20 protein-coding genes are annotated in these 21,574 nt (G+C 55.1%); 15 read left to right on the top strand and 5 right to left on the bottom strand.

What is annotated here, in order from left to right; all coding sequences use genetic code 11:
* Positions 1–69 precede the first annotated feature (69 nt).
* From FF011L_RS08120 to FF011L_RS08110, 3 genes are read left to right on the top strand one after another with little or no spacing between them, the layout of a single operon-like run.
* Positions 70–1,314, top strand: a complete 1,245-nt coding sequence (locus tag FF011L_RS08120; RefSeq protein ID WP_145355114.1) for a DUF1501 domain-containing protein — start codon at positions 70–72, stop codon at positions 1,312–1,314.
* A gap of 9 nt (positions 1,315–1,323) precedes the next feature.
* Positions 1,324–1,875: an RNA polymerase sigma factor gene (locus FF011L_RS08115; RefSeq protein WP_246109808.1), complete on the top strand. Its 552-nt coding sequence runs from the start codon at positions 1,324–1,326 to the stop codon at positions 1,873–1,875.
* Positions 1,845–3,848: a DUF1549 domain-containing protein gene (locus tag FF011L_RS08110; RefSeq protein ID WP_145351135.1), complete on the top strand. Its 2,004-nt coding sequence runs from the start codon at positions 1,845–1,847 to the stop codon at positions 3,846–3,848. The genes FF011L_RS08115 and FF011L_RS08110 overlap by 31 nt, the downstream gene beginning before the upstream one ends.
* Positions 3,849–3,971: 123 nt before the next feature.
* Here the strand turns inward: FF011L_RS08110 and FF011L_RS08105 are convergent, their stop codons facing one another.
* The 5 genes from FF011L_RS08105 to FF011L_RS08085 all read right to left on the bottom strand — a co-directional run bounded on the left by FF011L_RS08105 (position 3,972) and on the right by FF011L_RS08085 (position 14,221).
* Complete coding sequence (locus tag FF011L_RS08105; protein WP_246109807.1) at positions 3,972–5,405, bottom strand: ankyrin repeat domain-containing protein; 1,434 nt, start codon at positions 5,403–5,405, stop codon at positions 3,972–3,974.
* A 55-nt stretch (positions 5,406–5,460) separates the two neighbouring features.
* On the bottom strand, positions 5,461–6,771 hold the full coding sequence (locus FF011L_RS08100) for a DUF1552 domain-containing protein (protein WP_246109806.1): 1,311 nt from the start codon (positions 6,769–6,771) through the stop codon (positions 5,461–5,463).
* Between the two features lie 26 nt (positions 6,772–6,797).
* The gene (locus FF011L_RS08095; RefSeq protein ID WP_145351133.1) at positions 6,798–9,206 is read right to left on the bottom strand and encodes a DUF1592 domain-containing protein; all 2,409 of its coding nucleotides are present in this window, start codon (positions 9,204–9,206) and stop codon (positions 6,798–6,800) included.
* A 520-nt stretch (positions 9,207–9,726) separates the two neighbouring features.
* Entirely contained in the window at positions 9,727–10,995 is a 1,269-nt protein-coding gene (locus tag FF011L_RS08090) for an MFS transporter (RefSeq protein WP_145351132.1), read from the bottom strand.
* A 31-nt stretch (positions 10,996–11,026) separates the two neighbouring features.
* Positions 11,027–14,221 (bottom strand): DUF7133 domain-containing protein, encoded by a 3,195-nt coding sequence (locus tag FF011L_RS08085; protein ID WP_145351131.1) that lies wholly within the window; start codon positions 14,219–14,221, stop codon positions 11,027–11,029.
* Positions 14,222–15,208: 987 nt separating this feature from the next.
* On the opposite strand from FF011L_RS08085, the gene rpsJ reads away from it, so the two are divergent.
* The 12 genes from rpsJ (at position 15,209) to rplN (ending at position 21,556) form a co-directional block, all read left to right on the top strand.
* On the top strand, positions 15,209–15,535 hold the full coding sequence (rpsJ, locus tag FF011L_RS08080; protein ID WP_145351130.1) for a 30S ribosomal protein S10: 327 nt from the start codon (positions 15,209–15,211) through the stop codon (positions 15,533–15,535).
* Positions 15,536–15,888: 353 nt separating this feature from the next.
* A complete protein-coding gene (gene rplC / locus FF011L_RS08075; RefSeq protein ID WP_145351129.1) occupies positions 15,889–16,569 on the top strand; it encodes a 50S ribosomal protein L3 in 681 nt (226 codons plus the stop codon).
* Positions 16,570–16,629: 60 nt separating this feature from the next.
* On the top strand, positions 16,630–17,283 hold the full coding sequence (gene rplD / locus FF011L_RS08070; protein WP_145351128.1) for a 50S ribosomal protein L4: 654 nt from the start codon (positions 16,630–16,632) through the stop codon (positions 17,281–17,283).
* Between the two features lie 11 nt (positions 17,284–17,294).
* Positions 17,295–17,618: a 50S ribosomal protein L23 gene (gene rplW, locus FF011L_RS08065; protein WP_145351127.1), complete on the top strand. Its 324-nt coding sequence runs from the start codon at positions 17,295–17,297 to the stop codon at positions 17,616–17,618.
* A 69-nt stretch (positions 17,619–17,687) separates the two neighbouring features.
* Positions 17,688–18,548 carry a 50S ribosomal protein L2 gene (gene rplB / locus FF011L_RS08060; protein ID WP_145351126.1) on the top strand — a complete coding sequence of 287 codons (861 nt, stop codon included), beginning with the start codon at positions 17,688–17,690 and terminating at the stop codon, positions 18,546–18,548.
* Between the two features lie 71 nt (positions 18,549–18,619).
* Positions 18,620–18,892: a 30S ribosomal protein S19 gene (gene rpsS, locus FF011L_RS08055; protein WP_145351125.1), complete on the top strand. Its 273-nt coding sequence runs from the start codon at positions 18,620–18,622 to the stop codon at positions 18,890–18,892.
* Positions 18,893–18,942: 50 nt separating this feature from the next.
* Entirely contained in the window at positions 18,943–19,305 is a 363-nt protein-coding gene (rplV, locus tag FF011L_RS08050; RefSeq protein WP_145351124.1) for a 50S ribosomal protein L22, read from the top strand.
* Between the two features lie 42 nt (positions 19,306–19,347).
* Positions 19,348–20,058: a 30S ribosomal protein S3 gene (rpsC, locus tag FF011L_RS08045; protein WP_145351123.1), complete on the top strand. Its 711-nt coding sequence runs from the start codon at positions 19,348–19,350 to the stop codon at positions 20,056–20,058.
* A complete protein-coding gene (gene rplP, locus FF011L_RS08040; protein WP_145351122.1) occupies positions 19,997–20,413 on the top strand; it encodes a 50S ribosomal protein L16 in 417 nt (138 codons plus the stop codon). Before rpsC ends, rplP begins: the two co-directional genes overlap by 62 nt.
* Before the next feature lie 118 nt (positions 20,414–20,531).
* On the top strand, positions 20,532–20,726 hold the full coding sequence (gene rpmC, locus FF011L_RS08035; protein ID WP_145351121.1) for a 50S ribosomal protein L29: 195 nt from the start codon (positions 20,532–20,534) through the stop codon (positions 20,724–20,726).
* 48 nt (positions 20,727–20,774) lie between these two features.
* A complete protein-coding gene (gene rpsQ / locus FF011L_RS08030) occupies positions 20,775–21,131 on the top strand; it encodes a 30S ribosomal protein S17 (RefSeq protein WP_145351120.1) in 357 nt (118 codons plus the stop codon).
* Between the two features lie 56 nt (positions 21,132–21,187).
* A complete protein-coding gene (gene rplN, locus FF011L_RS08025; RefSeq protein WP_145351119.1) occupies positions 21,188–21,556 on the top strand; it encodes a 50S ribosomal protein L14 in 369 nt (122 codons plus the stop codon).
* The last annotated feature ends 18 nt before the right edge of the window (positions 21,557–21,574 follow it).

The following is a 21,574-nucleotide window of genomic DNA, read 5'->3' as shown; positions in this document are numbered from 1 at the left end:
TTTCTAAATCCGCTTAGGAGCTTCACAATGCATCGTCCTTCCAACCTACCCTGGGCAACGCCTGCAGGGATGACCCGCCGGCACTTCGCCAAACATATGGCGGGTGCCTCGATGATGGCTGGCACCGCTGCCCTGATGGGCAACAGCATCAACGTCCATGCGGAAGAAATGCGGAAGAACCAAAAGTCTGCGATTCTGCTGTGGATGGGTGGCGGTCCCTCCACGATCGACATGTGGGACATGAAACCGGGAACCGCAACGGGTGGCCCGTTCAATCCCATCAGCACCTCTGGTGACATGCAAATCTGTGAGCACATGCCGGAAACGGCAAAACAGATGCACAACCTGTCGGTCGTTCGTTCGATGAGCACCCGCGAAGCGGACCATAATCGCGGACGCTACTACATGCACACCGGGTATGTTCCTAACCCGAACATCGAACACCCTGGCTACGGAAGCGTGCTGGCTCACGAACTGTACGGCCAACGCGACGGACTAGCGATCCCTCCGTTTGTTTCGATCGGCGGCGCCAGCACTGGACCAGGATTCCTCGGCATGGCCTGGGCTCCATTCTCGGTAACCAGCAACGGCCAGATCCGAAACCTGAAAATGCAACTGGAAGAGCGTCGCTTACTGCAACGAATGGCAGCGCTTGATGTAATCGAATCAGGATTCATCGGCCGCACCCGAGCTTCCGCGGCCACCGAGCACCAAAAAGTACTGAAGAAGACGCTTGATCTAATGACAAGCGAACAGATGAAAGCGTTTAAGGTTGACGAAGAACCTGAAGCGATGAAAGAGATGTACGGCACCAACCGCTTCGGCCAAGGTTGCTTGCTGGCCAGACGCCTTGTCGAAGCGAGCGTTCCCTTTATCGAAGTCGATCTGGGCGGCTGGGACAATCACGCGGGGATTTTCCCAACCCTGGCCGATACCAAATTGCCGCAAATGGACAAGGCAATGGGAGCCCTGACCGCCGACCTTGAACAACGTGGGCTGCTGGAAAACACCGCGATTATCTGGATGGGTGAATTCGGCCGTACCCCACGCATCAACGCCGGTGCGGGACGCGACCACTTTGCACGAGCCTGGAGCTGCGTGGTTGGTGGCGGCGGGCTCAAAGGTGGTTTGGCTGTCGGCGAAACCAGCAGCGATGGTTCAACCGTTGAATCCGAACCATTCAGCAGCGAAGATCTGATGGCAACCGTTTGCCGTGGGTTGGGAATTTCTTTGGAAACAACCTACACCTCGAAAAATGGCCGTCCGATGAAGATTGCAGGCGGTGGAAAACTAATCCGAGAACTCATCGTTTAGGTTTTCCTTTTGAGTATTGCTAGTTCAAAGCAGAAGTCCACGATTAACGAACACGTTGAACGGACACCAGCGGAACTTATCAAACGCCACCAGAAGGGCGTCTGGAGGTACCTGCGCGTGTTGGGATGCGATGCGAGCACGGCAGATGATATTACTCAAGAAACGTTTTTAAAGGTGTTGCGACGCGACACCTTCGTGCAACACAGTGACGCGGCGACATCGGCTTACTTGCGGCGAACGGCCTATAACTTGGTCGTTTCAATGCATCGCCGAAAAGCAAAAGAACAACCGGTCGCAGCGTTTGAATTATTCGATGAATCTTGGGATCGCTGGGCAGGGGCCGATCTAACGGGGGACGAAGCGGGTGACGCACTGCGTAACTGCCTCGCAGCCCTGACCGACCGAGCCCGCAAGGCACTTCGAATGCGTTACTCCGACTCGGCAAGCCGAGCCGAAATCGGGGATGCACTGGGCATTTCCGAACATGGCGCTCGCAATTTAATGCAGCGAGCCAAACAACAGTTAAAAACATGCGTGACGAACCAACTCAACACGATCTAACCCGATCCAGCGTCGACGATGCCGCGCTAGAGGTTTTCCTAACGGAGATCCTTGGTGGCGGTCGTCCCGTGGACCAGACCGATATCATTCTGCAGCGTTTGCAGAACGAACCGGCCGATTCCCTTGCGGAAAATCGGTTGGGTATAGGCGTCGATGGGGCATCCAGATCGAAAAAACGTCGCGCGTTCTCCGTCGCAATCTTGGGAATCGCAGCGCTCGCCGCTGCAACATTGCTGCTGGTCTCCGTTCGCGGCCTCAACGATCAAGACCCCAACAGTGAAGTCGCCGGAGTGACCGGGGAACCAGAACAAAACAGATCGGACAATCCAGCGGCGATGGACGATACCCTTCGCAACGATTTGGCAAATTCCACAGCGGTCGACCCTTCCTACCCGCTAGACCTTCCTGCCTCCACAACCGATCTAGCAAACGCTAACGACCCCAACGATCTGGAGCCGTTCGCGAACCCGAAAGAGAGCCCGCTCACGCCGGAGCAAAGTTTCCGCTACACCGCGGAACTATTGACCCAAGCCAAGGTTTTGCCACCGGTCGCGGACCGTGAACCGGTGATTCGGAAACAACTGGGCGAACATTTCTTAGCGGCATGGAAACAGGTCGACGTGCAGCCCACGGCATTGGCGAACTCCGACGAAGTTGCGTCGCGACTGGAAAGCCTGTTGTCGATCGAAATCGATCCGACAAAAGAAATCAATGCGACGACCGTTCAGGCTCAACTGAAAACGGAGGCGGCTCGAGACGCAATCAGTCAATTGCTGCTTGAACAATTACTGGGACGGGACTGGAAACCGCTCGATAAAACCGAACGCGAAACGCTGCAACAATTTGTTTCCGACGCACTGAACGAAGATGCCGGTTTTGACGTCATCGTCACACAACTGTTTGCTTCCGCTCCCGAGAAATCGACGGCTCCCTGGATCTGGCAGAAAAGCCTCCGCGGGGACAGCGGACTGGAACTGACGCAGCAGGTTGCTCATAGCCTGTTGGACGTCGATGCTGGCTGTGCTCGCTGCCATGACCATCCGCTGGACAGCAAACTGCAACAGTCGGACTACTGGGCGTTTGCTTCGGTTCTGCAGCGCGGCGTTGCCAAAGATCCGACCTCCCCCAAAGACCTGTTCTACGAATTGGCCGACGGCCGCCAACGCTATGCCGAACCCGCGATCCCGGCCGCCTGGCTGGGATTGGTCCCCGAAAATCAAACCGATTTAAAGCTGACCGAATTGCGAGCCGTTTCATCCTACTGGAAAAACAACCCACGCCTGGCGCAGGCGCTGGTGAATCGTCTATGGAGTGCCGTCTACGGTCGTCCATTGACGGGAGCGGTTTCGGATCCCGACGCGCCACCAAGTGAGCAGGAATTTACGCAGATTCGCGACTACTTGGCCAGCCAAACGCGAGCCTATGATTTCAACATCTCCAAACTGGTCAGTTGGATCGTGACGGCTCCACCGATGCATCAATCACAAGCTTTGGACGCTCGTTCCCAGGAAGGCATCTGGGCATCCAATGTCGAACTGGCAAACGCGGAATCTAAAGAACGCGTCTTTGCGGCTTTCCCTGCGGCAACCGAATCGCTTCCTCTGGAAGGATTGGTCGATTTAGCCATGCAGTGGAACGGCGGCAACAACATCAACGCGGTACCTGCCACGCTTGCCCAGCCAATCGCGACCGAATACACCAAACCGTACGTCCGGCGCAAACCGGATGTATCGCTTGAGGATTGGCTGCGAACCACCTTTCCGACTTCCCACGAAACGTCGGCAACGATCCCCGCTCAGTGGCTCCATTCGATCGACTCCTACGACGAACAGGCTTTGCACCTGTTCTACGCGGCCGGCTACTGGACCCCCAGCAAGCAGCAACGCGAAGCGGCTGAGAATCTGCGAGCCAGCAGCGACGATCCAGCGGTCGCGCTGCGACAGTTATGGTGGACCCTACGAAACGCAAGGTAGAAGAACCACGGCACCTCGCCACGGCTAGATTTTCGATACGCCTTGATTGAGAACGCGGATCAGCAGACGGTGAAGCTGCGCCTTGGGCAGGAGGGAAGACACCAGACACATCGCTCTCGGCTCTCACAGAGCTTCGTCGAGAGCCGCGATGGTCACCGGCGACGGTTTTACACTGCCTGGACGCTGCCCGGCAGCGATCTCGTGAGGCGTCCACCCGCGTCTGTTTTCACGATTCCAGATCTTGGGATCGGCCCCAAGCTCAGCCAGGACCGCGACGGTTTTTGGGAAAGTGCGGAGTGCAGCACCATGCATGGCGGTTTCTCCCTTGCGATCGACCGCGTTCGGATCCAGGCCAAGATCGCACAACATTCGCAACGCGAGATTCACTTCTTCCTCCGTCCCCGGTTCTTCGCCCACCGCAATCACGCCCACCCCGGCGGCCGCCAACAGGGGTGTTGTCCCATCGGCGTTCGGGATCGTTGGATCGGCCCCCAGTTCCAACATCAATCGCATCAGCGGAATATCGGCGCCCCGCGACGCCAACAAGAAGGGGGTGGCCCCTTTCGGATTCAAACGGCCTCCGCGAGGTTTCCCGTTGTGAATCCGAAGGTTGATATCCGCTCCCGCCGCGACGATCGCTTTGACAAAATCCAGCGTACTTAAGTCCCCCGTAATCCGTGGCGCAGGATCCCCCGCCGGGTTGTCTCCTCGTTCGGTTCGTCGCACCCACGTGATTGCATGCAGCGGCGCAAAACCGCTGCGTTGGTCGTTCGGGTCCGCGCCCGCTTCCACCAGACGAAGGGCAAGGTCTAAATGCCCACTTTCGACGGCCAACAGCAACGCCGACGTCCCCTTCCGCGGATCACGGGCCCCACTCCTTTTCGGCTGGATGACCGTGTGGACGTCAAACCCCGATTCGATGAACTTCATCATCACGTCGGTTTGCCCTTGGCGAGCCGCAAACATGGGCGCAGAAAACCCAGACGCCCGCAATGTTCGATGGATATCGGCTCCCGCATCGATCAACAGCGCAGCCGCTTCAGCATTCCCTGCGGCGGCAGCCCACATCAGAGCGGTTTGCCCACCAACCTCTTGTGATTTGACGGAGGCACCATGCTGGAGAAGCCTCTTCACGATCTGCGGATCTCCGTTTCGCGCAGCCAGCATCAAGGGCGTCTCTTTGCCAATCCGTTTCGATTCGACATCCGCGTCCAATTCGATCAGTGCCATCGCCGCTTTGGCATTCCCATATTCGCACGCCAGACTCAGCGGCGACACCTGATAGCGATTCAATGCGTCCAGGTCCGCACCGTGCTTTGCTAAGCGTTTAACCATTTCGGCCTGATCGTAGAATGCCGCCCAGTGCAAAGCCGTCGTTCCATCCGGCTGCTTCGAACCGGCGTCCTCCCCTTTCTCCAACATCGCGCTGACGCGATCCCAGTCCTTCCCTTCCGCCAAATCGGCCAGGGTTTGAGGCGGCGCAGCGACCACCACTGGCGTTGCAATCGTAAGGACCATCAAGACGAATCCCTGCCGGATGTTCAGAAGAGTCAACAAAACAGACAACCTTAAAACAAAGGATCGAAAGCGTGCCTGGAATCGTCCAATCGGGTTAAAGCGTCACGGGATCAAACAGTTCGTCGATCGTGCCCGTACTGTCGGCAAAGGATTCTAGCGGCACACCGATCTTGTTCAGCAGGGTCAAGTGCACATTGGACAGCGGCATCGGGTCGTCGTACTGAATATGCCTTCCACCGCGCATCTGTCCCGCAGCCCCTCCGGCAATCACCAACGGCAAATTGGTGTGGTCATGCTTATCGGGATCTCCCATCCCACTCCCATACATGTAGAGGGAATGGTCCAACAAATTCCCGTTCCCCTCAGGCGTTTCCTGCATCCGTTTCAGAAAATCAGCGAACAACGACAGATGAAAGCGATTGATCTTCGCCACCTTTTCTAGTTTCTCGGGATCTTTCCCGTGATGGGTAATCGGGTGATGCGGTTCGGGAACACCAATTTCCGGATAGGTGCGTGTACTTGCCTCGCGAGCCAACTGGAAACTGACAACGCGGGTAATATCACCTTGAAATGCCAACAATTGAAGCTCGAACATTAGCGCCGCATGTTCCGCATAGTCAGTCGGCACGCCGACGGGCCGATCCAGATCCGGCAGCGGATTGTCAGCAGCATTGCGTTCCGCATTTTGGATCCGGCGTTCGACTTCGCGAATACTATCAAGGTATCCGTCGATCTTGTTTCGATCGCCCGGCCCCACTCGCTGTTTAATCCGTTTGATTTCACCGGTAACCAAATCCAGCAAACTGCTTCGCTTTTGCAGGGCGATCCGACGTTGCTCGGGCGTACCTCCTTCACCGAACAAGCTCTCAAACACGATCCGCGGGTGTGCCTCGGAGGGAAGCGGAGCGGTTGGCGACGACCAAGACAAACTGTTCTGGTAGACGCAGGCGTATCCGTTGTCGCACTGCCCGACGGTCGACAACAGGTCCATCGAAAGCTCAAGGGAAGGAAGCTGCGAATCCTGTCCAATATGGCGGGCCGCAATTTGATCAACCGTCGTGCCGCTGCGATAGTCGCTGCTCTCCGTCTGCTTAGCCCTAGCGGCACTCAAGAACGTCGAATTCGATGTCGCATGTGATCCTGGGTAGGCATTCTTCAGATCGGTATTCGTGATGACGGTGACTTGATCCTTGATCGCCTGAAGCGGTTCCAAACTGGAAGGAAGCTGCTCCAGAGTATCGTCCGTTGGCGTCCAGTGCGCCGGATTAAAGCCCATCGGAACATAGATATAACCGATCCGCTTCAAATGGTTATCGGCAGCGACGGTGTCGGCCAATGCCGTCATTGCGGGAACCATCGCGTCAAGCAACGGAAGTGAAATCGCAGTCCCGGTACCGCGTAACATCGTTCGCCGGGATATGGATAGCTTTCTCATGGTTCAACGGTACTCCGCAAACGGAATGGATCGCTTAGCACGATCTCGGTAAGGAGGCTTGAAAAGCGATAGTTTTGTCTTGCTGCGTTCTGAACAACTTGTCTAACTGCAGGACCGTCCGCCGCTTCAACGGATCGGCCGAGTGCAAACGTCATCAGTTTCTCGGTCAACGTCCGAGCAAAAATCGTCGGCCGATTCACGATCCCGTTTTCCAGATCGTCAACCGACAGCACTTCCGATCCATCCGGCAGCGCTCCGCGTGAATCGACAGCAAGGGTTCCTTCAAAAGTCCGCCAGCGGCCAACGGCATCAAAATTTTCAAGCGCAAATCCAACCGGGTCGATTCGATCATGGCAACTTGCACAGGCCGGGTTCTGACGGTGGACCGCTAAACGCTCGCGAACCGTCGACGCTTTCACCGATGACATTTCCTTCAAATTTGGAATGTCCGGTGGCGGAGGTGGCGCGGGGGTGCCAAAGATATTTTCAAGAACCCAGTTACCACGAATCGTCGGCGATGTACGAGTCGCGTAAGAGGTCACCATCAGGATACTGCCATGCCGCAAGATCCCTCCGCGATGGCTGTTACCGTCCAGTTCAACGCGTCGAAATTCACTGCCAGTGACGCCCGCAATCCCATAATGCGTGGCAAGCCGCTCATTCAAAAACGTGTGCTTCGATCGAATCAGATCCAAGACACTTCGATCATCGCGAAGAACCTGCAGAAAGAGGTGTTTCGTTTCTTGCTGAAAAGCTTGACGAAGATTGTCGTCAAAGTCTGGAAACAACCGTAAGTCGGGGGTAATCGATTCTAGATTTTGCAAATAGAGCCACTGGGAAGCAAAGTTATCGACCAATGAACGAGAGCGATCATCCAACAACATCCGCTCCACTTCGGTGCGAAGGACATCCCGCTTGTGCAGTTGCTGGCTTTCCGCCAGCTGCAGCAGCCGTTCATCCGGCAAACTGCTCCATAAGAAGTAAGAGAGACGCGAAGCCAATTCGAAATCGCTAATGAATCCGACCGCCGCCCCCTCTTCAACCGCCGGCGTTTGCTCGACGCGAAACAGAAAATTCGGGTTAACCAATATCGCAGCGATCCCGGATTCAATCCCCGCTTCAAATCCAACATCGGATTCAAGATCAAAAAAACGCATCAGGACCGTCAAATCCTGTTCGTCAAGATTCCTTCGATAGGCGATGCGGGCCACCTTTGCCAGAATCGACTTTGCTTGGTCGCGGTCGGTCGCTTGTGGGACCCCGGAATCACCAAAGATCATTCTTCGGCTGAGCGTGTTGCCGGGGCCTTTCCCGTTAAACGGCCCTACGATCGAAATCTGATAGATCGCGGGCGTCCGGCGGGGATGCCGGTGGCGATTAAAACTAGCATCAAACGGCTGACGCTTTGACTCAACCAGTGACGCAAATGTTTTTGGAAAGGTGACGCCAACGGAACGGAGCCCTGCGTCGATTTGCACGCGACACCGTAAATGCGAATCGACATGGGTATAGTCATTGCGATTCGATCCCGCCGTTTTGCCCGGTGGGTGGACCGTAAAGCGATGCAACGGTTCGCGGTCCACCAGAACGTCAATATCATGAGACTGAAAAAGCCCCTCCACTTTCTCATCACGATCCCGCGTCAATTTCAGTTCGAACTCATATTCGCCGGTCTGCGGAAACAGATGCTCAAAACGGGTGCCACCGCGAGTCCCAAAAGGAAGCCCTGCGACATGATCTTCTTGCGAGCGGTCGGCAGGAACACGGATCGTGACACCGCTGGGGCCATTACCAATCCCACCCAGACTTGCACGGCTGATCGCCTGAGCCGCCGAGAGGTATCGATTCAAATGCGTCGGCGAGAGTTCGCCGACCGTAATATTGTCAAATCCGTGACTCGCTTCGTCTTTGGGAAGATATGAGGCAGCATCGATGGAAACGCCCAACAGATCGCGAATCGCATTTTGATATTCCATCCGCGTCATCCGGCGGATCGCCGCAACTTTACCGGTGCGCGGAAACACTTCCGCACGCTCGGCAAGTATTCGACCAAGGGCTTCCGCCGCGGCAACGTATTCCGCCTCCGCCGGGCGATCAGCATCCGGAGGCGGCATCTGCCGAGTATCGATCCGTCGCAGGATTCGTTCCCAGGGGGCCGTATCAAAATCGGCCAAATTCAGCTCCGCAACCGAAAGCGGAATCGCTTCGATATCAAAGTTACCAACCGCATCACCCGAGGCATGGCAATCCACGCAATGCGACGAAACAAATCGAGCAACCGAATCGAGATCCGCATCCTGCCAATCCCCACGAACCGTGCCAGGCAAGACGGCAAACAGAATCAGCACGCCAAGAGAAACAGCGTTCCGACACGCAATAATCGCAGCAAAGAAGTGCAAATTCATTACGAAACGAGGCTCCCGAAGAATCAGGCAAGCTTAAGCAAGACGAACGTCTCCTCTCCAGTTTAGCCGAACCACCAAGCAAATTGTGAAACTCTTTCGAAGCAAAATCCTCAGCCCGCCGCCAATCCCAACAGACGCAAAACGTATCTCGGACAATTCCGTAGCGTGCGCACAGGTGCAAGGCGGTGAATCTTCGATGGTCGCCTTTCGCTCCGCGACGTCGATTTTATTACTGCGGGATTTCAATCATAGCGGAGCATTCAATGTCGCTCGGTTCTCCGAACCGAAAGCGTTGCGGACGAACGCTTTCGGCTCGGGGGACGTGAAACTTATAGATGACGATTCCCCCCCTGCCCATCCGAGTCTGAGTGCCGTGCTTTTAGCCCAGCGGGCTACCTGTTCACTCAGCCCCATGGAGACTCGTCAACGGCTGCAAACCCTTCACCAATACATTTCACGTCCCGAGCGAAAGGCGTCTTTCACTAAATCGACAGCCCGGCTATGACGACTGATTGACCGTCTATCCGTTCGATTCTTCGGTTTCGGTTAACGCGGTTCCGATGGAGGCTTGCCTTGTGGGGAGGACCAGGATCGCCATTAAACCGGCGGCGACAACCAAACTGACGGCGGGCGACCCCAGTTCTGCAACCTGCCCCCAAATCATTGAACCAGCGCTCATCGCCAACGCTAGGCTGGTTAGATAACAAGCCATACCTCTGGCCCTTAGCGGCTGCGGAAGTGTCATTTGCGCGGTCGCGTTTAAAGTGGTTAACACGATCATCCAACAAGCTCCCATTGGCAACATCAATAGCAGGGCTGGCAGTTGCTCGGTGCATGCGGCTAACAATGCCAAGAAGACTGAAAACAGCAACATCGCCCCGGCTAATAATCGATCGCTACCGAATCGATAGCGCAGCCGGTCGATCGAAAAAGCGGCGAGCACCGCTCCGACTCCCAAACCGCAAACCATCAATCCGTACCCGCGAGAATCCCACTGCAACTGAAACCGCGCCAATAGTGGCAACTGCGACCAAAGGGCACTGGCGGGCAAGACAAACAGGAACACGCGGAGCAGTACGTTCCGCATGATTCTTTCATGAAGGGCAAACCGAAGCCCCTCCATCATCGACTGCGAAAACGATTTCCCAAAATGCTGCTCGGTCGTCTCCCTTTTCCAAGTCAACAACACAAACAACACGCCGGCAAACGACACGGCATTCATTGCAAAGGCGGACCATGGCCCCCAAACGCCGATCAAAAAGCCGCCGATTGCTGGCCCAACCGACCGTGCAAGATTGAAACTGATGCTTCCCAGCGATACTGCCTGAGGCAACAAACGGCGCGGCACCAACTCCGGCGTACATGCCTGCCAGGTCGGCACGTGCAACACCATCCCCAGCCCCATCAACGTGGTCAAACCTAACAAACCGGCGGGATGCACCTGATTGGTCCAGGTCAAAAAGGCCATGCTGGCGGCAACGACCAACATCAAGAACTGGGTGCCGATCAACAACCGGCGACGATCGATTCGGTCCGCCAAAACTCCCGCGGGGAGTGCTAATAATAGAATCGGCAAGGACATCGAAGTCCTCACCGCGGAAACCAGCAACGGCGAATCACTCAGGTCGGTCATCAGCCAACTGGCCCCGATCTCGTGAATCCACGTCCCTAAATTAGACGCCAATGAAGCCGCCCAAAACATGCGAAAAAGTGGGAACCGCATCGGTTCCCAGGTTTTCGGTTTCTCAAACGCTGCCGGTGTGGAATCGGACAGCGAGGAAGACGTCATGTCAGTGGTCGGAGGAGAAATGGCTGCTGTATCAGTTGGAGGGTTGGCCGCGTCGTTGCAGGTATGCAAACAGATCACGAATCTCTTCGGGAGACAATGGGGCCAATAGGTTTTCAGGCATCAACGAAACCGGCGAGGCCTGCAAACTTTCAACGTCTTCACGGTTGATTTGGATGGCTTGCCCTTCGGCGGTCCGAATCGTGTAGGTATCAGGTGTTTGGTTCTCCAGCAAGCCACCAATGACTTGCCCATCGACGGTAAGCAATCGATAGTTCGTAAACTCTTCGCGAATCGCCGCCGACGGATCGACAACGGCCAATGTCAAAAAATCAAGATTGGAACGTTCGTACCCCGTCAGATCGGGACCGACCTTGCCCCCTGCACCGAACATCTTATGACAAGCTCCACAGTGTTTCGTGAACAATGCCTGTCCGTGACCATCGTCCGCGGCTTGCCGCGATTTTACGATCTGTTCGATTTCTTGGATCAGTGTCTGCTTTTCTGCCGGAGTCGCTCGAACGGTTCCCCAGTGCTGGGAAAGCCGTTGTTTCAGGGGCTCACTTCCTAAAGATTGCATTTGGACGACAACATCCGCCGGTACGCGTTCGACGGCGATTTTCGCGGCGTCGATTTCGTTCAGCAGCATCGCGGCCCACTCAGGTCGACTGCCCAAAACGCGAATCGCCATCTCTCGCAAATTGGTACTGTCATCCATCGCACTGTGATAGGCGCCCGCTATCGTTCGCCCGATGCTGGGATCTGGAAACCGCGATAGGGCCTGCAGGGCTGCTTGCTTGACCGCGACCGATGGGTCACTGGTCAGACGACGCAACAGTCCAGAAACCGCCTGTTTGTCTCGGGTTTCTCCCAAAATCGAGATCAATTCAACCTTCTCGCTAATGGAAACCTTTGGATCCGTGATCCGTTTCAGCACCAATGCGACGGCCTCCTTATCCCCCTGACGTAACCGAAGCGGCAGATCCGATTCAGGACGCTCCTTGCGATAGATGGCAAGCTGATCCTGAAGAGATTTTGGCAGCGTTTCCACTTTCCGGCCCGCAAACGCTTCCTCAAACCCTCGAATCAAAATTGCTTTGGACTCCATATCGGGAGCCTGAGCCAACAACCGCCCATTAACTTCATACGCTTTGGAAGTCCCCTCCGCAGCAAAGCGACGCATCAATCGCGACAGGATCGTCTGACGAACGAGCGCGGTCTGCCAGAGGTCCGGATCCTCGAACATCGCAGCAACGGAATCCGCAGAAGAACCGCAGTGGGCTTCCAACGCCCACCAGATCAGCAGGGGCAATTGCAAATCCTGCTGGTCGGCGTCTTTGCGTAACATTCGATCGATCACAGGCAACGCCACATCGGCAGGCAGGCGAGCGGCACTGGAGGCCAACTGAGACCTCACTCGCACGTCGGTCTCTTCGTTCGCCAACCGCACCAAAGCCGATCGCTCTGAAGCATTTGCCGTCCCGCGGTCTCCGAGAATTCGAATCGCCCATCGCCGCAGATCCGGACCGGACTCCGATGCACTCAGGCGTTCCACCAATGTCGCTTCCGTCAAAGCCCCACGACGTTCCAATGCCCATAACGCCAAAAGGCGACGACTATCCGCCGAATCATCGATGATCGCTTGCAACTGTTGATCAAGCGTCTGCTGCGTACCGTTCGCCGACGGGATCGCGGCCTGATCGTCGCGATCGACGATGGCGTCCAACGTCAAAAACCGGATGGTCCGGCTTGGGTGTTTCAGCAGTTCCAACAGACTGGAAGTCTCCATAGCCAACAGATCGAAACGTGTCCGAGAAGGAAGAATCGCTTCGAATTCAGCTTTCGATTCTGCAGGCGTCTCTTTTCCGCTCAACCGGTAAACCCGCCCACTTGTCTTGTGCCAATTGTCTCGAGGATCGACATGGGTCAAGCGAGTGTCGTACCAATCCGCCAAGTAAACGCCTCCGTCCGGACCCACGGCGATCGCAACCGGTCGGAACCAGCGGTCATCGGTCTCGACCGTTTGCTCAAAATCAGCAGTACGAAACGTCGATGTATCGGGCTCCAAGTTACTGCTGATAACACAACGTTGCAGCGGATTGATTGCGACAATCTGGTTCCGATAGCGTTCGGGCATCGCATCGTCCTGATAAACAACCAATGCCTGCGTAAAACGCCGGGTGTCCCCCTCAAAACGCATGTGAGGGAAAAAGCCAAACGCATACGGATTGGTTAGTGGACCATGCTTCCCCCAGGACTTATGCCCATAGCTTCCCTGTGGGTAAAACATCCCCCGCGTCGAACCACCATTGGTGCCCGAAAACGTCAACCCCGCCGCATCGATCTCCATCCCAAAGGTATTGCCGCCCCCTTCTGCGAATACCTCAAAACGATGTTGCTGGGGATGGTACCGCCAGATGCACTGTCCCTGAAAAGAGGTCGCTTGCTCTGGATTCTCTGAAAGCGGAGCACGAACCGATGCCGTGGTCGTGCTACCATTCGCACCGTACAACCAACCGTCCGGCCCCGAACGTAAACTGTTGGCAACCGCATGCGTATCTTCAATACCAAAACCGGTTAGATGAACTTCAGGATCACCATCGACGACCGCATCTTGGTCCGCATCGGGATAGAACAGCAAGTAAGGAGGATTCATCACCCAAATCCCCTCCGGTGTAACGGCTGCACTGGTAGCGATATTCAGCCCCGTGATAACATCGCGATGCGAATCATAGGTACCGTCCCCGTCGGTATCTTCAAACACCGTCACACAGTCGGCTCCTGGCGTATGGTGCGGCGGAGCGGGAGGCACTTTGTCAAAAACGGCTCGCAGATGCTGATCGTATCGCACGACTTTCAGCCCGGCAGGAAACGGATACTGACGATACTGAACCACCCACATCCGGCCGCGAAAATCAAAATGGATGTGCAAAGGCTGTGCGATCGTTGATTCAGCCGTGACCAGATCCACCTGCACGTCCTCCGGTGTCTTCAGTCGCTTCAAAGTTTCCAGCGGCGTCGCAGGTTGCGAACCATCCCCCAAATCCCCTCGCCCCTTAAATTCACGCATCACGCGAGCCACTTCATCATTTCCAGCCAATTCACCATTGTCCGCTGGCGGAATTTCCGCAGGCTCCGTTGTCTGAGCTTGCGCCGAAACGCTGAACAGGCAAAAGCCGAGCAATAGAGGAAAGATCGATCGACGATCGGGCAGGCAAAGGAAAGGCATCGGCAGGCTCGCGAAACGGGGGCAAACGAAGATGGAGAAATCTCCGGGAAGGAAGCCACTAGTTTAACCACACCGGGACGTCGGTCGCCAATTGCCGAACGACAAACAGGCCCGGACGATCCCCGTCAGGCGTGGCCGAACTGTCGATCAAGTGAATGCCCGTTTTCGCTCCACGAAAAACGCCCCTCAACACGACCTCCGCGGGGAACGAGCGACCAATAAGTTGCGAGCAACGCCACAGGCCGCCAAATCCCAACCCGCCGCGTAAGCGAGGGACCGAAAACGCAACCCGCTATCCCTCGCTTACCGGGTTGCTGATTTAATCGAAAGGCAACAAATCCCTGCCGTTTCTGACCAAAAAAGCAGCCCATTTCAAAACCACAAGCGCAGACCAAAGCAAGACAAGGCAACAAGAAACAACGCACCAACGGCCCCGATTTCTACGGACATCACACGCCGATCGCCAAAATCGCCCAGCCGAAATCGGCTCCCCATGCAGCCATCCAATGCCTATCAAGAACCAACAACGATGCTGGTAAACATTTTTAATCAACCAACCATCGGCGGATTCAGGACCGACGCAAGAAATTCTGGGCGCGCCACATCCTGCCGCCCCGCCCATCGCCATTGCTAGCATTTATCGCCCCTTTTTCGGTAAAGATGGGGTAGAAAACCGGGCTCAAGCGGCGGGACGTCCTCTACCGACGGCGCAGTTTAGAGAAGGTACGGCAGGCCAGGTTCACCAACATGCAAAGAAAAACATGAATTTTCAGTTCAAAAAAAGCGTTCAGCCGTTGACCGACTGTATGGGTGCGGCTAGATTCTCCCCTTCTTAACGAAGCAGCGTCCACAAAGGGTGCTGATCCCCGACAGCAATGTCGGATTCTTGGCGGCCAGACAATCTCAGGCCGATCCAGAACCACCGGGTCAGTTCACACCGTGCCGTTGCTTCAGAACGCTTCAGAACTTGTAAATTAGGTATTTGCCGTGGCGGCTGGGTCGCACGAAGTCATTCGCATCCGTATGGAAGCGTACGACCACTCGGTCTTAGACCAGAGTGCACAGGACATTGTGGAAACGGTTAAACGTACTCACAGTGAGGTCCATGGACCAATTCCTCTGCCAACTCGGATCGAGAAATACACTGTCTTGTCAGGACCATTTGTCGACAAGAAGTCTCGCCAGCAATTCGAGATCAGAACGCATAAACGGCTGATCGATATTGTTTCGGCAACCGCTAAGACAATTGAAGCACTGAACAAATTAAGCCTGCCTGCAGGTGTTGACATCAAGATCAAAGCCTCAGCTCGCTGATAAACTTACGACCGACCAAGACGCTTCGTCTTCGCCAGTCAATTTCGACCGCCCTGAAAAGCGGCCGAGCAAAAGAATCACTCGAAACTTGCTGGAAACTCCGTTTTAGGGCTATCAGCCCAGACGTTCCACGTTAAGATTTCGACCCACATGGTATCCGCAAGGGTCCATGACCTCCCAAGCCTTGTGTAGGGGCCTTGGGTTAGCAATATATTGGTTTAACGGACTGTAGTTTCGCAAGTGCGGTATTCCATTTGAAACGGAAGCCGTCCCGATAACCCCTGACACACCAGTGTCGGCCAGGTTCGGGAGGCGACTCGCTCCACTAACTTTGTTTACTGAAGGCACTAGATATGCCACGGGGAATCCTCGGCCGTAAAGTCGGGATGACGCAAGTCTTTTTGGAAGACGGTACTGCCGTGCCGGTAACGGTTATCCAGGCAGGGCCATGCAATGTATTGCAAGTGCGCACCCAGGAGCGAGATGGCTACGAAGCTGTGCAAATCGGCTTTGAAGACAAGCCTCGACGTTTAGCTATCCGTAGCGAACGCGGCCACGTTGCTAAGCTTGACAGCAAGCGGCAAAAAGGTCGTGCGTCGGTTGAGCCTGTCGCGAAAGCCGACTGCGAACCACAAAAGTTCATTCGTGAGTTCCGCGGCGAAACCGCTGATGAAGTCGGTACCAAGATTACCGTCAGCGTCTTCGAAGGCATCGACGCCGTCGATGTTACCGGAACGAGCAAGGGCCGCGGTTTTGCCGGGGTCATGAAACGACACAATTTCCAAGGGCAACGTGCTTCTCACGGTGTCAAGAAAGTCCACCGCCACGCTGGTGGTACGGGCTGCAGTGCTTCGCCATCAAGGACCTTCAAAGGTCGCAAAATGGCGGGACATTATGGAGCTGCTCAGATCACAACACGAAACCTGAAGGTTGTCCGTGTTGATGAAGAAAACAACTTGCTGTTAGTGCGTGGTGCGATTCCAGGCCCCAATGGTGGCTTTGTTTCGATTCGGGAAACGAATCGTCTTCGCTAGTTTTGGTTTCGGCTTGATTGCCCCCCGCTTAAGAATATTTGGATTTGGAGTTTTGTTCGCATGGCCACTTTGACGGTATATGATGCCAGTGGAGAGAGTGTCGGTTCTTACGACATCGATCCCGCCGCGATCGCGCCTAAAATCAGCAAGCAATTGCTGCACGACGTTGTCGTTATGTACCAGGCTAACCTACGCCAGGGCTCGCATAACACGCGTACTCGTGGACAGGTTAGCGGTAGCACTAAGAAGATGTATCGCCAAAAAGGTACGGGCAACGCCCGAGCCGGTAGCAAGCGAACGAACATCCGCCGCGGTGGTGGTGTTGCTCGCACGATCAAGCCTCGCGATTACAGCTATCGATTGCCGAAAAAGGCAATTCGCCTAGCGACTCGTATGGCGATCGCCAGCAAGATCTCTGATGGACAGGTTGTCGTTATCGACAAACTGGAATTCAGCGAGCCAAAAACCAAGCAGATGGTAGCGGTCCTCAAGGCTCTTGGCCTTGAAAGCACCACCACGCTGGTTGCAACGGCCGGACTTGACGGCATGGTTTACAAAAGCATTCGAAACATTAGCGGAGTCGGCGTATCGCCGGTTCGCGAACTGAATGCCCTTTCGGTCCTCAAGCCTCGCCGGTTGTTGGTAACCCGCGACGCCCTGGACAAGATTAAAGATGGTACGTTCGCTTCCTCCTCAAGCGACAGCCAAGGTTAAGGAACGAATCAATGAAAAGAATTCAACCTCCTGTGAAACCCGAAGGCGGGCTCGAGCTTGAACCGCATCAGGTTCTCCTGCGGCCTTTGGTTACCGAGAAGGGCGTCCATCGCGCTTCCAGGAACAATCAGTACGCATTCGAAATTCATAAAGACGCAACCAAAACCGACGTCCGAACAGCTGTTGAATCGCTGTTTGACGTTAAGGTTGCCAAAGTTCGCACCCAAACCCGCAAGGGCAAGGCTCGGCGATTTAAGCAGCGGATCGGCCGCACCGGAGCTTGGAAGAAAGCAATCGTTTCCTTGAACGGGGAGCATCGCATCGATTTCTTCTAAGTCTGACAGGGTTTTAGGACTCTGCTCGGCCAATGTTGAAACCGCTCCGACTGACTAACAGGTAAAGCCATGGGCATCCGAATATACAAACCGACCACCAACGGGCGACGCAACGCTTCGGTCAGCGATTTCGCTGAACTGACGCCAGGTGCGAAACCGGAACGGAACCTTTTGGTTCCGAAGAAGAAAAATGGTGGACGCAACAACCAAGGTAAGATCACCGCCCGCCATCGCGGTGGTGGTCACAAACGGCAATATCGAATCATCGATTTCCGTCGCACCAAAGATGGAATCCCTGCAAAGGTTGATTCGATCCAGTACGACCCGAACCGATCGGCTCGCATTGCACTGTTGCATTACGCCGATGGTGACAAGCGATATGTCGTCGCTCCTGTGCACCTGAAAGCTGGCGACCAGGTCATGAACGGCCCGGAAGCCCCTGCAACAACCGGCAATTGCTTGCCACTGAAAAACATTCCCGTGGGAACAACTGTCAGCTGCATCGAAATTCGCCCTGGTGGCGGTGCTTCGATGTGCCGCTCAGCAGGAACCGAAGCGTTGCTTATGGCTCGCGAAGGGGACTGGGCTCAGCTGTCACTTCCAAGTGGTGAAGTTCGTCGCGTACCATCGGTATGCCGAGCGACCGTTGGACGAGTTGGCAACACGGACCACAGCAAGGTTCGGCTTGGAAAAGCCGGTCGTTCACGCTGGTTGGGACGTCGTCCGCATGTTCGTGGTACCGCCATGAACCCGGTCGATCACCCGCACGGTGGTGGTGAAGGTCGGACCAAGGGTGGTCGTCACCCAGTCAGTCCTCAAGGCAAGAGTGCCAAGGGTGGCGGAACTCGCCAGAAGCGTAAACCAAGCAACAGCTCGATCGTTCGACGCCGCAAGAGCCGTCGTAACGGTCAGTTGAAGCTGCACAAGTAAGCCGCATTCCGACGTCCGCCGGATGCCAAGTCGAAATTTACTAGATAACTACACCCGCACCCACAATTGCCATGAGTCGCAGCGCGAAAAAAGGGCCCCACGTCGACCCCAAGCTGTATTTCAAGGTCCAGAAGCAGGCCGAAACCGGCAAATCTGAACCGATTAAGACTTGGGCTCGATCCTGTACGATCGTCCCTGAGTTTGTCAACGTGACTTTCATGGTTCACGATGGCAGGAAACACGTCAAAGTGCTGATCAGTGAAGACATGGTCGGCCACAAACTGGGCGAATTTGCTCCCACCCGCACCTTTCGAGGTCACGGTGGCAAGGGCAACAAACGCTAGAGACACCTTCCCGTCCAAGAATCACACATCCGCGTAAGCGGCAGATAGCTATGACCACTTTTACAGCTCGACACAAAAACGCCCGTATGAGTGCCCAAAAGGTACGCTTAGTTGCCAACATGGTACGGGGCAAATATGCCGACGAAGCCCTTGACCTGCTGCGGTACCAACCGCAACGCGGAGCTCGCTTCTTGGAGAAGGTGATTCAAAGTGCTGTTGGCAACGCGGCCGATGCGGATCAGAACGGCGGCCAGAGCTTTCGAATCGAAGAACTGGTACTGACGGACGTCCGCGTCGACGGAGGCCCGATGTTCAAGCGAATTCGACCTCGAGCTCGCGGAATGGCCTTTATGATCAAAAAACGAACCAGTCACATCACTGTCGGCCTGACGCCGATCAGCGAACTCAGCTAAACTACCGCCTTTTCTTAACGGCAAGAACGAACGAGTAAGGTTATGGGACAAAAAGTCAATCCAATTGCATTCCGTACGGGCGTCACTCGTGGCTGGTCCAGCCGCTGGTATGCGTCTAAGAAGGACTTCGCGGAGTTGTTGCTGGAAGACCATACAATCCGTAACTTCATCAAGAAGCACCCCAAGAAAACACAATACAAAAATGCAGGAATCGATCGCATTGAGATCGAACGAACGCGAGATGAAGTTCGCGTCATCCTGTACGTCGCTCGCCCAGGTTTGATCATTGGCAAGAAAGGCCAAGAAGTCGAAGTCCTGCAAGGTGAGGTCCAGAACCTGATCGGTCGTCGCGTCAACCTTAAGGTTGAAGAAGTGGGACGTCCCGAACTGCAAGCCCAGTTGGTGGCCGAGGATATCGCTCAGCAATTGGCAAAACGTTCCAGTTTTCGTCGCACGATGAAACGATCGATGGAACAGACCATGGATGCCGGAGCCAAAGGGATCAAGATCCAGTTGGCAGGCCGGTTAGGTGGGGCAGAAATGGCCCGCCGCGAGAAGCAGAGCAGCGGCTCGATCCCGCTGAGCACATTGAACGCAAAAATCGATTACGGATTCACCGAAGCGATGACGCCACAGGGGCACATCGGTATTCAAGTGTGGGTCAACCAAGGTACTTACGGAGACGAAGCCGATGGCTCTGATGCCGCGACGGGTCAAGCATCGCAAAAGCCAAAGAGGACGTATAAAAGGTAGCGCGACTCGCGGAAATCGCGTGGTCTTTGGCGACTTCGGTATCCAGTCTCTGGAACCGGGTTGGATCAAAGCCACGACGATCGAAGCAGGCCGTATCGCTGCTCAGCAATACGTTCGCGGTGAAGGCAAATTGTACATTCGCATCTTCCCAGACAAATCCGTCTCTAGCACTCCGCTAGAAACCCGGATGGGTAAGGGTAAGGGTGAGCCCGACTTTTGGGCTGCTTCGGTAAAACCGGGGACGATCCTGTATGAATTAAGCGGTGTGACCGAACAACAAGCAAAAGTATGTTTTGCACGACTCGCCAGCAAAATGCCGGTTAAAGTGCGATTCGTTAGTCGACGACCCGCGTAGCGGACGTCGATGATGATTACCAGACCTCGTCTCCCTCGGGAGCGAGAAACTGGAGGCAAGCAAAGTCAAGGCGGCAACGCCTTGAACCCAATTCATTTGTGAACATTGAGACATTCCGATGACCAAAGCCGCTGAACTTCGCGAAATGAGCGACGAACAGCTGGAACTGACCAGCAAAGAAACAGCCGAAAAGCTGTTTCGACTGCGGTTCCAATCCCAGTCCGAACGACTGGATGTTCCCAGCGAACTGCGGAAGAATCGACGCTTAATCGCTCGTATCAAGACAATCCAAACCGAACGTACCAAGGCTTAGTTGCCCAGGTCGTTTTCCGATTCACTTTATAGATTCAGTCAGTCCATTATGCCTAAGCGCGTTGTTACCGGCGTCGTCACCAGCGACAAGATGAGCAAGACGCGGCGTGTCGAAATCGACCGCCTGGTCAAGCATCCCAAATACAAGAAGTTCGTCAAAAAACGTTCGGTTTGTTACGCTCACGATGAAGAAAATTCATCCGGGGTTGGTGATTTGGTGGAACTGATCGAATCACGACCGATGAGCAAACTGAAGCGTTGGGAATTGACTCGCGTGATCGAAAAGAGCACCGCAGTCGATGTTGCCGCTTTGCGTGCCGCTCGTAAGAACGCTGCCGAAGCCGAAGCGATTGAAACCGCTCACATCGGTGACGATGAAGCCGCTGGCGAATCCAGCGACTCCTAAAATACGATACTAAACCATTTTTAACTAATTGAAGTTGCCTCGCGCAGCGTAGATCCATGATTCAGCAAGAAACACGACTGAATGTCGCCGACAACACGGGTGCTCGTGAAGTAATGTGCATCAAAGTGTTGGGCGGTACGCGGCGTCGCTTCGCTACGATCGGTGATATCATCGTTTGTAGTGTCAAGAGCACGATCCCGGGCAGCGACGTTAAAAAGAAGGCAATCGTTCGAGCGGTAATCGTTCGCACCAAAACGCCAACCCGCCGAGCCGATGGCAGTTACATTCGGTTTGACAGCAACGCCGTCGTTCTGATCGACAAAGATAAGTCGCCTCGCGGGACTCGTATCTTTGGTGCGGTCGCTCGTGAACTGCGTGAGCAAAACTACATGAAGATCGTCAGTCTGGCCAACGAAGTCGTTTAAAACGCTTCTACCTGATTG

This window comes from Roseimaritima multifibrata (genome assembly GCF_007741495.1).
In the GTDB taxonomy this organism is placed as follows: Bacteria; Planctomycetota; Planctomycetia; order Pirellulales; family Pirellulaceae; genus Roseimaritima; species Roseimaritima multifibrata.
This window is presented reverse-complemented; position numbering and strand designations above follow the sequence as displayed.

Coding starts and splice junctions, on each gene's coding strand:
- FF011L_RS08100 (WP_246109806.1), bottom strand. CDS start 6,771: ATGTTACGCGGTACCGGGACTGCGATTTCACTTCCGTTGCTTGACGCG.
- FF011L_RS08090 (WP_145351132.1), bottom strand. CDS start 10,995: ATGACGTCTTCCTCGCTGTCCGATTCCACACCGGCAGCGTTTGAGAAA.
- rplW (WP_145351127.1), top strand. CDS start 17,295: ATGAAAAGAATTCAACCTCCTGTGAAACCCGAAGGCGGGCTCGAGCTT.
- rpsS (WP_145351125.1), top strand. CDS start 18,620: ATGAGTCGCAGCGCGAAAAAAGGGCCCCACGTCGACCCCAAGCTGTAT.
- FF011L_RS08120 (WP_145355114.1), top strand. CDS start 70: ATGACCCGCCGGCACTTCGCCAAACATATGGCGGGTGCCTCGATGATG.
- rplC (WP_145351129.1), top strand. CDS start 15,889: ATGCCACGGGGAATCCTCGGCCGTAAAGTCGGGATGACGCAAGTCTTT.
- rpsC (WP_145351123.1), top strand. CDS start 19,348: ATGGGACAAAAAGTCAATCCAATTGCATTCCGTACGGGCGTCACTCGT.
- FF011L_RS08095 (WP_145351133.1), bottom strand. CDS start 9,206: ATGAATTTGCACTTCTTTGCTGCGATTATTGCGTGTCGGAACGCTGTT.
- rplD (WP_145351128.1), top strand. CDS start 16,630: ATGGCCACTTTGACGGTATATGATGCCAGTGGAGAGAGTGTCGGTTCT.
- rpsQ (WP_145351120.1), top strand. CDS start 20,775: ATGCCTAAGCGCGTTGTTACCGGCGTCGTCACCAGCGACAAGATGAGC.
- rpmC (WP_145351121.1), top strand. CDS start 20,532: ATGACCAAAGCCGCTGAACTTCGCGAAATGAGCGACGAACAGCTGGAA.
- rplB (WP_145351126.1), top strand. CDS start 17,688: ATGGGCATCCGAATATACAAACCGACCACCAACGGGCGACGCAACGCT.
- rplN (WP_145351119.1), top strand. CDS start 21,188: ATGATTCAGCAAGAAACACGACTGAATGTCGCCGACAACACGGGTGCT.
- FF011L_RS08110 (WP_145351135.1), top strand. CDS start 1,845: ATGCGTGACGAACCAACTCAACACGATCTAACCCGATCCAGCGTCGAC.
- rplP (WP_145351122.1), top strand. CDS start 19,997: ATGGCTCTGATGCCGCGACGGGTCAAGCATCGCAAAAGCCAAAGAGGA.
- FF011L_RS08085 (WP_145351131.1), bottom strand. CDS start 14,221: ATGCCTTTCCTTTGCCTGCCCGATCGTCGATCGATCTTTCCTCTATTG.
- rplV (WP_145351124.1), top strand. CDS start 18,943: ATGACCACTTTTACAGCTCGACACAAAAACGCCCGTATGAGTGCCCAA.